The sequence below is a fragment of the Paraburkholderia sediminicola genome (assembly GCF_046027825.1).
GTDB classification, from domain to species: domain Bacteria; phylum Pseudomonadota; class Gammaproteobacteria; order Burkholderiales; family Burkholderiaceae; genus Paraburkholderia; species Paraburkholderia sediminicola_D.
Map to the genome: position 1 here is coordinate 22883 of NZ_JAQQDU010000042.1, position 13846 is coordinate 36728.

General features: G+C 62.6%; 12 protein-coding genes. 6 read left to right on the top strand and 6 right to left on the bottom strand.

Translation table 11 applies throughout. The annotated features are described in order from the left end of the window. Positions 1 to 57 precede the first annotated feature (57 nt). The 4 genes from PQQ96_RS22450 to PQQ96_RS22465 form a co-directional block, all read right to left on the bottom strand. Complete coding sequence (locus PQQ96_RS22450; RefSeq protein ID WP_408296715.1) at positions 58 to 969, bottom strand: PhzF family phenazine biosynthesis protein; 912 nt, start codon at positions 967 to 969, stop codon at positions 58 to 60. A 181-nt stretch (positions 970 to 1150) separates the two neighbouring features. Next, positions 1151 to 1615, bottom strand: a complete 465-nt coding sequence (locus tag PQQ96_RS22455; RefSeq protein WP_408296718.1) for a RidA family protein — start codon at positions 1613 to 1615, stop codon at positions 1151 to 1153. Positions 1616 to 1670: 55 nt separating this feature from the next. Further along, a complete protein-coding gene (locus tag PQQ96_RS22460) occupies positions 1671 to 2867 on the bottom strand; it encodes an aminotransferase-like domain-containing protein (RefSeq protein WP_408296721.1) in 1197 nt (398 codons plus the stop codon). Between the two features lie 75 nt (positions 2868 to 2942). Beyond that, positions 2943 to 3632, bottom strand: coding sequence for a VOC family protein (locus tag PQQ96_RS22465; protein ID WP_408296724.1), 690 nt, complete (start codon positions 3630 to 3632; stop codon positions 2943 to 2945). A 279-nt stretch (positions 3633 to 3911) separates the two neighbouring features. On the opposite strand from PQQ96_RS22465, the gene PQQ96_RS22470 reads away from it, so the two are divergent. Further along, the gene (locus PQQ96_RS22470) at positions 3912 to 5366 is read left to right on the top strand and encodes an aminotransferase-like domain-containing protein (protein ID WP_408296727.1); all 1455 of its coding nucleotides are present in this window, start codon (positions 3912 to 3914) and stop codon (positions 5364 to 5366) included. A 142-nt stretch (positions 5367 to 5508) separates the two neighbouring features. Next, entirely contained in the window at positions 5509 to 7407 is a 1899-nt protein-coding gene (gene htpG, locus PQQ96_RS22475) for a molecular chaperone HtpG (RefSeq protein ID WP_408296730.1), read from the top strand. A 172-nt stretch (positions 7408 to 7579) separates the two neighbouring features. Here htpG and PQQ96_RS22480 read toward each other — a convergent pair whose 3' ends face one another. Further along, positions 7580 to 7735 carry a hypothetical protein gene (locus PQQ96_RS22480; protein WP_408296823.1) on the bottom strand — a complete coding sequence of 52 codons (156 nt, stop codon included), beginning with the start codon at positions 7733 to 7735 and terminating at the stop codon, positions 7580 to 7582. 272 nt (positions 7736 to 8007) lie between these two features. Here PQQ96_RS22480 and PQQ96_RS22485 point away from each other — a divergent pair, with 272 nt between their 5' ends. Beyond that, on the top strand, positions 8008 to 9858 hold the full coding sequence (locus tag PQQ96_RS22485; RefSeq protein WP_408296733.1) for a tetratricopeptide repeat protein: 1851 nt from the start codon (positions 8008 to 8010) through the stop codon (positions 9856 to 9858). 2 nt (positions 9859 to 9860) lie between these two features. After that, the gene (locus tag PQQ96_RS22490) at positions 9861 to 11687 is read left to right on the top strand and encodes a tetratricopeptide repeat-containing glycosyltransferase family protein (protein ID WP_408296736.1); all 1827 of its coding nucleotides are present in this window, start codon (positions 9861 to 9863) and stop codon (positions 11685 to 11687) included. A 71-nt stretch (positions 11688 to 11758) separates the two neighbouring features. Here the strand turns inward: PQQ96_RS22490 and PQQ96_RS22495 are convergent, their stop codons facing one another. Beyond that, entirely contained in the window at positions 11759 to 12265 is a 507-nt protein-coding gene (locus tag PQQ96_RS22495) for an OmpA family protein (protein ID WP_408296739.1), read from the bottom strand. 244 nt (positions 12266 to 12509) lie between these two features. On the opposite strand from PQQ96_RS22495, the gene PQQ96_RS22500 reads away from it, so the two are divergent. Then, positions 12510 to 13262, top strand: a complete 753-nt coding sequence (locus tag PQQ96_RS22500; protein WP_408296742.1) for a chorismate--pyruvate lyase family protein — start codon at positions 12510 to 12512, stop codon at positions 13260 to 13262. Beyond that, positions 13262 to 13738 carry a DNA-deoxyinosine glycosylase gene (locus PQQ96_RS22505; protein WP_408296744.1) on the top strand — a complete coding sequence of 159 codons (477 nt, stop codon included), beginning with the start codon at positions 13262 to 13264 and terminating at the stop codon, positions 13736 to 13738. Before PQQ96_RS22500 ends, PQQ96_RS22505 begins: the two co-directional genes overlap by 1 nt. The last annotated feature ends 108 nt before the right edge of the window (positions 13739 to 13846 follow it).

Genomic DNA, 13846 nt, shown 5'->3' on the forward strand with positions numbered 1-13846 from the left:
CTCAAGCGAGGCCGGAAGCGGCGAGACACGGCCGGCCTGCAACCGGGATCCTTGCCCTCATGGCAACCGGAACGTGCCGTCGATAATCGTTACCGACGGCCCACCGATCCAGGTCTTGCCGGCTGCGTCGTCGTAGTGCACCGAAACGTTGCCGGCGCGGCCCAGCACGGTGCCCTGGCGAGCTGTGTAGTGTGAGCCGGGGCGCAACTGCTGGGCGCTCAGGAGACCCGCGAGCGCGGCGTTCGCGCTACCCGTGACCGGATCTTCGCCGACGCCGAAGCGGCCGCCTGCCATCAGGCAGCGCACTTCAAAAGTGGCGGGGCCATCGCTGTCGTGCGGACCGTAGACGGCGAGACCATGGGTATCCATCGCATGCACGATATCGGCGAGTGCAGCGGCATCGGGTTCGAGCGCGAGGCAGTCGCGCGCCGAATTGACGCGCACCACGAGCCATGGCGCCCCATTGTCGACCGCGCAGGGTGGCGCGTTGAAATCGATTGCATCACTACGTAATGCCGTAGTAAGTGCCGCGTACCGATCTTGGGGAAGCGCTGTGACGCGCGCGGGCGGTGCGGCGAATGCCCATGTGTCTGGGGCCTCGCCGTTCGATTCAGCCGGCGCCTTCAGCGCCTTCAATTCGACGAGACCTACGCCGCACTGCTGCACCAGCTTGCCAGCCTGCTTCGGCTGATAGCCGCTTTCGAGCAATGCATGGGCGGTGCCGAGCGTTGGATGACCGGCAAACGGCAATTCGCCGTGCGTCGTGAAGATGCGCACGCGATAGTCGGCCGCCTGGTCGGTCGGCTTTAGCAGGAAGGTTGTTTCGGACAGATTGGTCCAATGCGCGATGGCCTGCATCTGATTCGCATCAAGTGCATCGGCATCGAACACGACTGCAAGCGGATTGCCTTTGAACGGCACCGACGTGAATACGTCGACCTGTTTAAAACGAACGGTGTTGGCGGGCATCGGGCGCGGTCCGGCGAATCCAGCAGATGGGTATGGTTCAGGGATTCTACCTGGTGACAACGGAACGATCTACCTCGCCACAAAAGCAAAGCGCGCCGCGGGTGGCAGACACCTCGCGACGCGTTCAGACCGTTCAGGACGACTAGCCGGGCCTACCGGCAGTTCGTTCTGTTTGAGTTCGTTATTCGACTTCGGCGATCATCTCGATCTCGACGCATGCGCCGAGCGGAATCTGCGCCACGCCGAACGCCGAGCGCGCATGCTTGCCGCGCTCGCCGAACACGTCCGCGATCAGTTCGGAGGCACCGTTGGTGACCAGATGCTGCTCGGTGAACTCGAGTGTCGAGTTGACGAGGCTCATCAACTTGACGATGCGCGTGACACGGTTCAGATCGCCCACATGCGTATGCAGCGTGGCGAGCAGATCGATCGCGATCGAGCGCGCGGCGAGCTTGCCTTCTTCGGTGGTGACGGTGGCGCCGAGCTTGCCGGCCCACACCTTGCCGTCCTTCTTCGCGATGTGGCCCGACAGGTACACCGTGTTGCCGCTTTGCGCGCTCATCACATAGGCGGCTGCCGGCGCGCCTGCGCTCGGCAGTTCGATACCCAGTTCCTTGAGCTTGTCGTACACATTTGTTTGAGCCATGGTGTGTCCTTGGTCAGTAGTGAAATTCGGTAACCCGGCGGGCGGCCGGGATCGCTTAGATCTTCGTGCGGATCAGCGCTGCGAGACGCGACACGCCTTCGTCGATCTTCGCCGGCGGCACCGTGACGAACGACAGGCGCAGCGTGTTGTGCTGGGCTTCGCTCGCGAAGAACGGACCACCCGGCACGAACGCGACATTCTGTGCGACGGCTTCTTCGAGCAGCTTCATGCTGTCGATCTGCGCGGGCAGATTCACCCACACGAACATGCCGCCTTCCGGACGGTTCCAGGTGACGCCTTCCGGCATGTAGCGTTCGAGCGAAGCGAGCATCGCCGCGCATTGATCGCGGTACAGCTCGCGAATGGTCGGCACGTGCGTGTCGAGGAAACCGTCCTTGATCACTTCGTACACGATGCGTTGCGTGAAGCTCGGCGTGTGCAGATCGGTGGCTTGCTTGGCCTGCACGAGCTTGAAGATCAACTCTTCGGGCGCAATGATGTAGCCGACCCGCAGGCCCGGCGCCAGCACTTTCGAGAACGAGCCGAGATGGACGATGTGGTCCGGCGCCATGGACAGCATGGTGGGCAGCGGCTCACCTGCGTAGTCGAGCGCGCCGTAGGGATCGTCTTCGATCACCGGGAACGGTGCGGTCTTCGCAAACGCTGCCAACGCACGGCGGCGTTCGAGCGGCAGGCGTCGGCCCGTCGGATTCTGGAAGTTCGGTTGTGCGTACAGGAGGCGCGCGCCGGCCGTCAGCTCGGGCGTGAGCGCCTCGGGAATCAGGCCTTGCTCGTCGGTCGGCACCTGCACGTAGCGCGGTTCGTACATCGAGAACGATTGCAGCGCACCGAGGTAGGTCGGCGTTTCGACCAGCACGGGGCTGTCCGGGCACACCAGCACTTTGCCGAGCAGGTCGAGTGCTTGTTGTGAACCGGTCGTGATCAGTACCTGCGAAGGGCGAATCTGCGCGCCATTCACCGAGTAGCGCTTGGCGATCCATTCGCGCAGCGGCAGGTAGCCTTCAGTCGCGCTGTATTGCAAAGCCGCGGCGGGCGCGTCGCGCAAAATGCGGTCGGATGCTTCGCGCATACGTTCGGCCGGGAAAGTAGCCGGCGAGGGCAGGCCGCCCGCGAACGAAATGACTTCGGGCCGTTCCGTGACCTTCAGGATCTCGCGGATCGCCGAGCTAGTGAGCTTGCGCGCGCGTTCGGACAGTTGCCACGTGGGGGCTTTCAAGTCGCTTTGGTCCATGGTCTCCTCTGCTGGTATGTCTGGAACCGGTCAAAACTTCAATTATCGCGCGAGTTGGCGACCCGCGCGCGCTGCTTATTTAAGGGTCCGTAGACCCTCGGGTGTTTCAAACTCGGCGACGAGCACCGCTGCGCCTTCCGTGGGCTCTAGCGCGATCAGGTGCGCCGCGCCCAGCCAGTGCAATTGCGCGGCAATTGTGTCGGCTTGCGGATGTGTTGCTTTCAAAGCTTTCAGTGCAATGTCCGTTTCCGGCAAGGCGGTCGACGGATGCCGCGGCGTGTCCCACTGGATTAGCGACGGCAGCACGCCGTCGCCGGCGCCTTGCCACGCGGGGAATGCGCCATCGTCAGGTACCGACAGCGCCCAGCTGAAATCACCTCGTGTCATCGGCACGATCGGTGCGATGCGCTGCGGATACTGCGTCTGCCACGCTGCGAGCCGCTTCGGGCGGTCGACCCGGGCGACCCAGTGCGCCAGGTACGGTCCTTTTTCGAGCCGCGCGCGCGTCGCCGGGTCGTCGAGGGCGAACAGGCGGGCACGAGGCGCGGCACCCTCCGCGGGTTCCGCGGCCTGAGGATCGACCGCGATCACCTCCAGATACACACCGCCCCACAGGTTCAGCAGGCGATTGTGCGTGCGCATCAGCGGATGCGCGCCACCGCCGGCCGGTGCGACGCCGAGTGTGTCGGCGACGTACTGCGTGCCCTCGTCGAGGGTGCGGGCGGAAATCACGAGGTGATCGAGATGGAGCGAATGGGCGGTCATGGCGGATCGGGAAAGCGGTTTCTGCGGTAAGCCGGAACGCGTGCCGGATGCGGCAGCAGCGTTGCCGGGGTCGTAAGCATAACCGTTTGCCGGGTCGGCGGGCCAGACGGATGGCGTTTGGGCTGGTCTTGCCCGAGGTCGCTCGTGAGCGGCATGGTGTAACCCGAGCCGCTTCATCATCCGTTGCTTATCTTAAATGTAGCCTTAAATGTAGCGGTGGTGACCGGCACAGTAACGGTACAATCGACTCGATACCGTTCGGTACAGTTGGAGCCCGTTATGTCCGTCCCGCTTGCCCAGATTCCCACTCCGCACGATACGGCGTCGCTGACGCTGGTCGAGCAACTCGTCCAGTGGGCGCGCCGCCGCATCGAGGAGCGCGTATTCCGTCCCGGCATGCGTATGCCGTCGATCCGCAAGCTGGCGCTGGACAAGGGCGTGTCGCGCTTCACTGTGGTCGAGGCTTATGAGCGGCTGGTGGCGCAGGGCTACCTGGAGTCGCGGCGCGGTTCGGGTTTCTATGTGCGGGAACGATTGGGCGGCGCGCCGACGGCTGAGATCCGCACAATCGCCGCAGCGGCGCCCGCGCCGGCCATGATTGACGTCGTCTGGCTGCTGCGCAATATGCTGCATACGGGCGCGCGCCCCGAGCGCAGCCCGGGCCTGGGCTACCTGCCGGCGCGCTGGCTCGACGGCGATCTGATCACCAATGCGCTGCGCACGCTCGGCCGGCAAAGCGGGGCGCAGATGCTCGGCATCGGCACGCCGCAGGGTTTTTTGCCGCTGCGCCAGCAGTTGCAGACGCGGCTGGAGGAGCTGGAAATCGGCGCTTCGCCGGATCAGATCGTGATGACCTCTGGCATTACCCAGGCGATTGACCTGATTTCGCGGATTTACGTGAAGCCGGGCGATGCGGTGATCGTCGGCGATCCGGCCTGGTTTCAGATGTTCGGGCGCTTCGCGTCGCAAGGCGCGCGGCTGGTCGGCATGCCGTACACGCCCGATGGGCCGGACCTCGACGCGCTCGAGTCGCTGGTAGAGACGTGGCGGCCGAAAATGCTGGTGATCAATTCGGTGCTGCAGAATCCGACCGGCACATCACTCACGGCCGCGCAGGCGTTCCGCATTTTGCGTCTCGCCGAAGCGTACGACTTCATCCTCGTCGAAGATGATATTTACGGCGATCTTTGCCCGCCGAGCCATCCCGGCACGCGGCTCGCGAGCCTCGACCAGTTGAAGCGGGTGATCTACCTGGGCAGTTTTTCGAAGACGCTCGCGCCCAATCTCCGCGTGGGTTTTATCGCCTGCGCGCCGGAAGTGGCGAGAGCCGTCAGCGATCAGAAAATGCTGGTCGGTATGACGAGCCCCGAGCTGAATGAGCGCGTGCTCTACAAGATTCTTACCGAAGGCCATTACCGCCGGCATGTCGAGCGGCTGCGCGCGCGGCTCGACGGCGTGCGCGAAAAGTCCGTGCGGATGCTCGAAAAGACCGGCCTGAAGCTGTTCCTGACGCCCGCGGCGGGCATGTTCCTGTGGGCCGATACCGGCGTCGATGCGAGCGCGCTCGCGGCCGCCGGGCACGAAGAAGGCTTTCTGCTGACGCCAGGGAGTCTGTTCTCTCCCCAGCAGTCGCCGACCACGTGGATGCGTTTCAATATCGCCAACTGCGGCGATCCCGAGCTATCGACGTTTCTGTGCCGCTATCTGGACAGCGTCGCGCGGCGCGCCTCTTGAAACTGCGCTGGCTTGCCCCAATTTAGGCGGACGATCCAGCAGTCCGGCGATCCAGCGACACGGTCTCGGCGGCCCACGTGGCCCGCGGCCGTGCGCCACGCCTGACTAGAACCCCAATTCGTAACAGAGAGGAAGTCCGACCATGGCACAAGAAACCATGAGCTTTCAGGCAGAAGTTAAACAACTTCTGCACCTGATGATCCATTCGCTGTACAGCAACAAGGAAATCTTTCTGCGCGAGCTGATTTCGAATGCGTCCGACGCTGCCGACAAGCTGCGTTTCGAAGCGATCGAAAACAGCGCGCTGTACGAAAACGATCCGAACCTGCGGATTCGCGTCTCGTACGACAAGGCTGCGCGCACCATTACGCTCGACGACAACGGCATCGGCATGAGCCGCGACGAAGCGATCGCCAACCTCGGCACGATCGCGCGCTCGGGCACCAAGGAATTCTTCGGCAAGCTCTCCGGCGACCAGCAGAAAGATGCGGCGTTGATCGGCCAGTTTGGCGTGGGCTTTTACTCGGGCTTTATCGTCGCGGACAAGATCACGGTCGAAACGCGCCGTGCCGGCTTGCCGGCCTCGGAAGGCGTGCGCTGGGAAAGCGCGGGCGAGGGCGATTTCGCGGTGGAGCAGATCGAACGCGCCGCGCGCGGCACGACCATCACGCTGCATCTGCGTGCCGATGAGGACGAACTGCTGTCGTCGCATCGTCTGAAGTCGATCATCCAGAAGTACTCGGACCACGTCGCGCTGCCCATCCTGATGGCGAAGGAAGAGTGGGACGCTGAAAAGAGCGAGATGGTCACGAAGGACGAGGACGAGACCGTCAACCAGGCGAGCGCGCTGTGGACCCGTTCGAAGAACGACATCACCGAAGAGCAGTACAAGCAGTTCTACCAGCACCTCTCGCACGATCATCAGGATCCGCTGACATGGACGCATAACCGCGTCGAAGGCCGCAGCGAATACACGCAACTGCTGTACGTGCCGACGCATGCGCCGTTCGACATGTTCAACCGCGATCATCGCGGCGGGCTGAAGCTGTATGTGAAGCGTGTGTTCATCATGGACGACGCCGAACAACTCCTGCCGGCGTATCTGCGCTTCGTGAAGGGTGTGGTCGATTCGGCTGATCTGCCGTTGAACGTGTCGCGCGAAATCCTGCAGGAAAGCCGCGATGTGAAGGCGATCCGCGAAGGCGTGACCAAGCGTTCGCTGTCGATGCTCGAAGAACTGGCGAACTCGGAGAACGAAGCCGACAAGGAAAAGTACGCCGGTTTCTGGAAGGAATTCGGTCAGGTGCTGAAGGAAGGCATCGGCGAAGACTTCGCCAATCGCGAGCGTATTGCGAAGCTGGTGCGTTTTGCGTCGACGCATACGGAGTCGCCGGAGCAGACCGTGTCGCTGGCCGATTACGTCGCACGGATGAAGCCCGAGCAGACCAAGATTTACTACGTGACCGCCGACACCTGGCAGGCCGCGACCCACAGCCCGCATCTCGAAGTGTTCCGCAAGAAGGGCGTGGAAGTACTGCTGCTGACCGATCGCGTCGATGAATGGATGCTGTCGTTCCTGAACGAATTTGACGGTAAGCCGCTGCAAAGCGTCGCGCGTGGCGACCTCGATCTGGGCGCGTTGAATGACGAAGAAAAGCAGGCTCAGGAGAAGGTCGGCGAAGAGTTCAAGCCGCTCGTCGAGAAGATGAAGGAAGCGCTGAAGGACAAGGCCAAGGACGTGCGCCTGACGTTCCGTCTGACCGACTCGCCGTCCTGCCTCGTGGCTGACGATGGCGAAATGAGCGGCTATCTGCAACGTATGCTGAAGGCCGCTGGCCAGGACGCGCCGTCGTTCCACCCGATTCTCGAAGTGAATCCGGAGCATGCGCTGGTGAAGGGCTTGCACGCGGACAACGCGAGTTTCGACGACTGGTGCCATCTGCTGTTCGATCAGGCGTTGCTTGCTGAAGGCGGCGCGCTGGAAGATCCGGCGAGTTTCGTGAAGCGGACTAACGCGTTGTTGTTGGCGCGTGCGGGTTGAGTTTGCGAGTTTGAATTGAGCTCGGACCGGCGTCGTTTTGACGCCTGTGGTTGAAAAATGCGCTGCCTTGGCAGCGCATTTTTTTTGGGGGCCGGTTGTACGTTTTCCCGGCCACTGACTTTCCCGGCACGGGGATTCGCGCCGGCTTCTTTAGCTGGGCGTCGGTGAGCGCTTAGTGCGCGGGCGCTTGCCCATGCAAATGACGCACTTGCGATAGCACGGAGCCGGCCAGTTCCTTCTCCTGATACAAAGCGCCCGGCCGTCGCAATACGACGGCGGCCAGATGTGCAATTCGGTCAGATGTTTCCTTCGAGTTTGTAGTATTCAAGCCTAAGCTCCTTTGAAGTTTGTTGTTGATCCAGACGATATTCGGGTCCGCGAAAGTCGCCTGGAAAATAATTATGGTTAACTAATTAAAATTATTCAACGGCTGCAAATTGAGATTGGTTTATGAGATGTAAAAGCGCAGTTTTGTCTTATGCTCTCGTGTTCGAAATTCGGATGTTGGAAGGGATTCTTTGCAATATCTAAGCCGTTTACGCATCCGATCCTAATTCTGCGATTGCGCATTCACGCGTTGCGATAACTCTCTGTATTTCCATGTCCGATTCCACACTGCTAACTCTTGCAGATCCCGTGCATCTCCTGTGGGTCACCTTGCGTGAGCAAGGCTTCGATGCTGCCGCGCGGCGAGCCGTCCAGCTAACCGCAGAAGGCGTCACGCCACAGTTGCACGCCGGCCTGTGCGCGAGCGCGGGACGTTTCGAAGCGGCCTATCACAGTGCGTCCCAGGCACAAGCCGAAGTGAACGGTGCGCGTCATGCACGAATGGCGCTTTTCGCCGACGCGCTCGGCAATATCGAGGCGGCGCAGCGCAACAGTGAACTGGCGGTGGGTAGGCAGCCGCTAGCGGCGACGGTTGAATGGATCGTCTGGCTTATCAACCGCTGCGGTGCGCCTTCGGCAGCGGCGCACATGTTGCGCGCGTATGAAGCGTACGCGCCGCTGGACGCGCGGGCGTCATGGTGGCTGGCGATCTCGCTTGCGGCGTTAACGGATGCGAATGCGCGGGCCGAGCGGCGCGCAGCGCTGTTGCGGGCCTATGCGCTCGATCCGGCGATCCATCCCGCGTTGCCATTGCAGCTCGTGCTGGCATTCCGGGAGATTCGTGATTGGCCCACGGTTGAACGCGTTTGCCGCGAGGTGCTGGCGCGCCATCCCGCCGACGCCGAGATCGCCTGGCAACTGAGCCACGCGCAATGGCAGTGCAACGACGCCGCCGCGGCAGAGGCGACCATGCGCGCTGTCGATGCCGCCACGCCCGGCAATGCCCACGTGCTGGCCGCAATCGGTATGTATCTCGCCGAGCAGGCGCATTTTGCCGACAGCGAAACGGCGCTGCATGCAGCCCTCAAGCTCGACCCGTCCGCGCCGCAGGCGGCCGTCGATCTGGCCGATCTGAAGTTGCGGCGCGGCGACTGGCCGAGCGCATGGCCGCACTTCGCCGCGCGTCTGACGCGCGACGACCGGGAGCCGAACAACGTCGTGACGGTGATGGAGCGGTTGTGTCCGCGATGGCAGGGTGAACCGTTCGCCGGCAAGACCTTGATCGTGCACAGCGAACAGGGCAACGGCGACGATATCCAGATGGTGCGCTTTGTGCCCGAGTTGGCAGCGCGCGTACGCGACGAGGGCGGCCGCCTGGTGCTTGCGGTGCGACGGCCGTTACAGCCGCTGTTCGCGCGCTTTTACGCGGATTGCGTGTCCATCGAGGAGGGTTCGCTCGGCAAGCCGCACTTTGGTCTGCCGATGATGAGCGTGCCGTCGGTGCTTGGCTTACTGCCGGACCATGTGCGCGGCGCGGCCTATCTGTGCGCCGATGCAAGCCGCGTGACCGCATGGCGCGAGCGGGTCAGCGCAGGTGACGGAGAGGCGGCGCGGTTGCATGTCGGCCTCGTATGGTCGGGCAGCCCGACGCATCGTCGCGATGCGAAGCGGTCGATTCCGCTTGCGGCGCTGGCGCCAATGTTCACGGTACCCAATGTGGTGTTCCATCCGCTGACGCCGGGCCGTCATGCCGACGTGGCGGCTTTGCGCACGCAAGGGTATCGCATTTGCGATCTGACTGCGCACTACCAGGCCGGTTTCGACGACGTGGCCGCGCACGTGAGCGCGCTCGATGCCGTGGTGACCATCGACAGCGCACCTTTGCATCTGGGCGGCGCGCTGGGGCGCCCGGTGCTGGCGATGCTCGATCACGTGTCGCACTGGGCGTGGGGCAATGAGGAGGCGCAACCATGGTACGACTCGGTCGCGTTGTTCCGGCAACCGCAGCCGGGCGATTGGGCCCCTGTGGTTACGCGGGTGACTGACAGATTGCAGGCGATGATGCATTCCCGCGAGCCGGTTCCGGAGAACACACCGGCGCTATCTGACGGAAACGGGCTTTAAACATGTCGATTCGCAATATGACCCGCTCATCGGACCTTCCCAGCGGCGGGGAATCGGTTAATACCCTGGTCGCAAGCGCCGACGCCCACTTCGCCGCGGGGCGCACGCAGGAAGCGATGCTCGAATACGAACGGGCACTGGAACAACATCCGCAGCATGTGCACGCGCTGCACCGCATGGGACTCGCCTGTTTTCGGGAGGATCAGGTCGAACTGTCACGGCAGTACCTGGACGAGGCGTTGACGGTTGCGCCTGAACGCGCGGACATCTGGGAGCATCGTGGATTACTTGCGGCGCTCCAGGGTGAGCCCGTGGCGGCCGAAGCGTTCTACCATCGCGCGCTCGATCTGAGCGGCGATACGGCGAGCCTGCATCGGAATCTTGCCGATTGTCTGAAGCTCTCTGGCCGTCTGGCTGAAGCCAGAATGCACTACGAAAAGGCCCTCGAACTCGATCCGGGATTACAACATGCCGTGCGCGCTTTGGCCCGAATCAGCACGGAATGCGAACGGTTCGCTGCGGCTGCGGATCTCTGGGTGCGCGTGTGGGCGCTCGAATCGTCCCGCTTGCACGATGGGCTCGAATTGATCGCTGCATTGTGGAAAGCCGGACGCGACACGCAGATCGATGCGGTGCTTGCCCAACTACGCACGCGCTTTTCCACTGACGCCGCCGCGCTTGAACAAGTCGCCTTTACATTGAACAACGTGCATCGTTTCCAGGAAGCCGCCGATGTCATCGCCGGGGCGCTGGCGCTTGACTCGCAGCGTGCCGGGCTGCATCACAATGCATCGTACGTGTGCAACATGCTGGGTGATTTCTCCCAAATGCGCTTGCACGCCGCCGAGGCTGCCAGGCTGTTGCCCGATAACGCGCATATTCAATTCAATCTCGCGGCGGCACAGTTGCGTTCCGGCGATTTTGAACACGGCTGGAAACTATATCGCTGGCATGAAGCACTGCCGGGAAACCACGATCTGTTCCGCCCCAATTTTCCTGAATGGCAAGGCGAGCCGGTGGCGGGCCGCAGGTTTCTGCTCATTGGCGAGCAAGGGCTGGGCGATCAGATCCAGTTCCTCCGGTTGGCTGAGTGGTTGAACCGGCAGGGTGCCTTAGTCGATGTGTGGGTCTCGGCTCCGCTGGCCGAGTTGGCGTGCGGTGCAAGCGGTGTCCACGGGGCATGGACCGAACCGCCGCCGGGGTCGTACGACTTCTGGTGTCGAATGTTCAGGATGCCGGAGCATATGAAGCTGACGTTGCCGATGCTTCCTGTCGCGATGCCGTATCTGGCAGCGGAGCAGGCGTTGGCGCGCCGCTGGCAGCAGCGCATTGGCGCTACCGATAGCGCCGAAACGCATCCCACGCGAAAAAAGCGCATAGGGCTCGTATGGGCAGGCAATCCGGCCTATGGACTCGACCGTTGCCGTTCGGTTGAGTTAAGCCGCTTGCTGCCCATCCTTGCGCAACATGTGGTGCAGTGGATCTCGCTGCAGATGGGGCAAGCACAAGATGAGGCCGCAGCGTTGCCGGCGAATATCGACATGCAGATGCTGGGCCCGGAGATCAGCAATTTTTCCGACACCCTGGCTATTCTTCAATCGCTCGATCTGGTGATTACCGTCGACACATCTGTCGCGCATCTGGCCGGTGCCGCTGGGCGCCCTGTCTGGATCCTGTTGCCCACCTGCACGGATTGGCGCTGGATGGCCGATCGTGACGATAGCCCGTGGTACCCGTCAGCGCGCTTGTTCAGGCAGCGGGAACTGGATCGATGGGACACGGTGCTTGACGACGTGCAGACCGCGCTGCGCGACTACGTGGCAGGCTGAAAGCGGGCGCGCGGAGCGCCCGTTTTGTCACTTGAGATTGCGGCAGTAGCTAGCGCCGACTCCTGACTACCTTACTGCTTTCCCATCAGCGTATCCATCGTTTCACCGCGCACCACGATCTCGGTGCGCCGGTTCAACGCGCGCCCTTCGGCTGTATCGTTACTCGCGACGGGGTTGTTATAGGCGTAGCCCTTGGTCCGGATCCGGTCCAGCGCCACGCCACGCGCCACGAGCGCATACCCTACCGCGGTGGCGCGTGCTTCGGAAAGCTGCTGGTTATAGTCGAGCGTGCCGACATTGTCGGTGTAGCCCTCGACCAGCACCGGCTTCTTGCTGCGCTTGAGCAGAACGGCGGAACGATTGACGACTGCCGCCGCATCTCCGCGCACTTCGGATTTGCCGAACTCGAACAGTGCGGCTTCGGGCAGCTTGACCGAGACACCGTTAGCAACTGGCGTCACTTCGATGCCGACAGCCTTGTTCAGCGATGTTTCGGTATCGCGGTTCAGCGGGGCTGGGCAACCCGCCATCAGCACGACAGACATTGCGCCTACGGTAGCGCCCAGGAACGTTCTCATGTTTCGTTTTTCTCCTTCAATATCCGATCACATGGCACGCCCTTCGATCGCAGGCGGGCCGTCGACTTGTTAAAGCACGAAGGTTGTATCGCGCATCGCTGGACGAGGAGAATCGGAACTGTCTGAAATCAATACGCTGATTGAGTCGGTTCCGTCTGGCATGGCGGTCGACTGACGTTTCCGACGGGATGGCCGATGACGGACTCGCGATCCTCTGACAACTGCGCCGTTATAATCCGACACCATGCCTATCCGTTTCGATTCCGCCGACGCCCACTGGCGCGTCACGCCCTTACCCGGTTTGAGCGCCGCCCAGAAAGACTGGTTGACCCGCGGCGGCTCACTGACCGCGCATCTGCGCACGCTCGGCGCGGTTGCCGTGCGTGTGACGCGCGAAACCGTCGCGCTGCCGTGGGCCGACGAACACGCCGCGCTTGGCCTTGTGCCGCGTGCGCCGGTGTGGGTTCGGGAGGTGGTGTTGTCGGTCGACGGCGTGCCGTTTGTCGCCGCGCATAGCGTGGCGCCGCTGGCGGCGAGCGTCGGTGTCTGGCAGGCGACGCGCCGGTTGCGCACACGGCCGCTCGCCGAGTTGCTCTACAGCGATAGCAGCGTCGCGCGATCGTCGCTGGTCAGCCGCAGGTTGACTGCACGTCATCCGCTGTACCGGCTGGCGATGCGTGAAATCGATGGCATGCCGCCGCACGTGCTGGTTGCACGCCGCTCGGTGTTCGAGCGTCACGGTGCACCGCTGATGGTGACTGAATGCATGTTGCCAGCGCTGTGGGCGCATCTGGCGTCTTCGGCGCACACACCGTCCTCGCACCCAGCGTCCGCGCACGCGCCGCAGCGCACTCATGTGCGCGAACATGGCCGGCCGCTCGAGCATACGGCGTCGCGCGCCCATGGTGTGCCGCGTGCGGAGCACGAAAATCATTCCGGACGGGACGCGCGTGAATCCGGGCACGCGCCGGCATCCGACAGCAAGGTGAAGCGCTGATGCTGCGCGGCTTTCCTCCCGTCGTCGCGACGCATACGCATACGCTGATTCTCGGTAGCTTTCCCGGCGAGGCATCGCTTGTGGCGACGCAGTATTACGCCCATCCGCGCAACCAGTTCTGGCGGCTTTTGGGGGCAGTCCTCGGTGAGCCTTTGCTTCACGAATTGCCTTATGATGCGCGGCTCGAATGCGTACTTTCGTATGGATTCGGCATCTGGGACGTGCTGGCTGCGTGCCATCGCGAGGGAAGTCTCGACGCAGCGATCCGTCATGCTCAGCCCAATGACTTTGCGTCGCTGCGTGAGCATGCACCGAATCTGCGTAAGGTCTGCTTCAACGGCAAGACGGCCGGCCGCTTCGCGCCGGTGATCGGCGCGGCCGGTTACGACACCCTCGTATTGCCTTCGTCGAGTCCCGCGAACGCCATGCTCTCGTTAGATCAAAAACTGCTCCGTTGGCGAGACATACTTGAGTGATGCCATCGATTCTGCCAAGGATTGTAGATACGCTTTTCGACCTGTCAATATCCTGACAACGCCGTTGCGCAGCGCGAAATTGTTGACCGGGCGGGAATAAAGATTTTT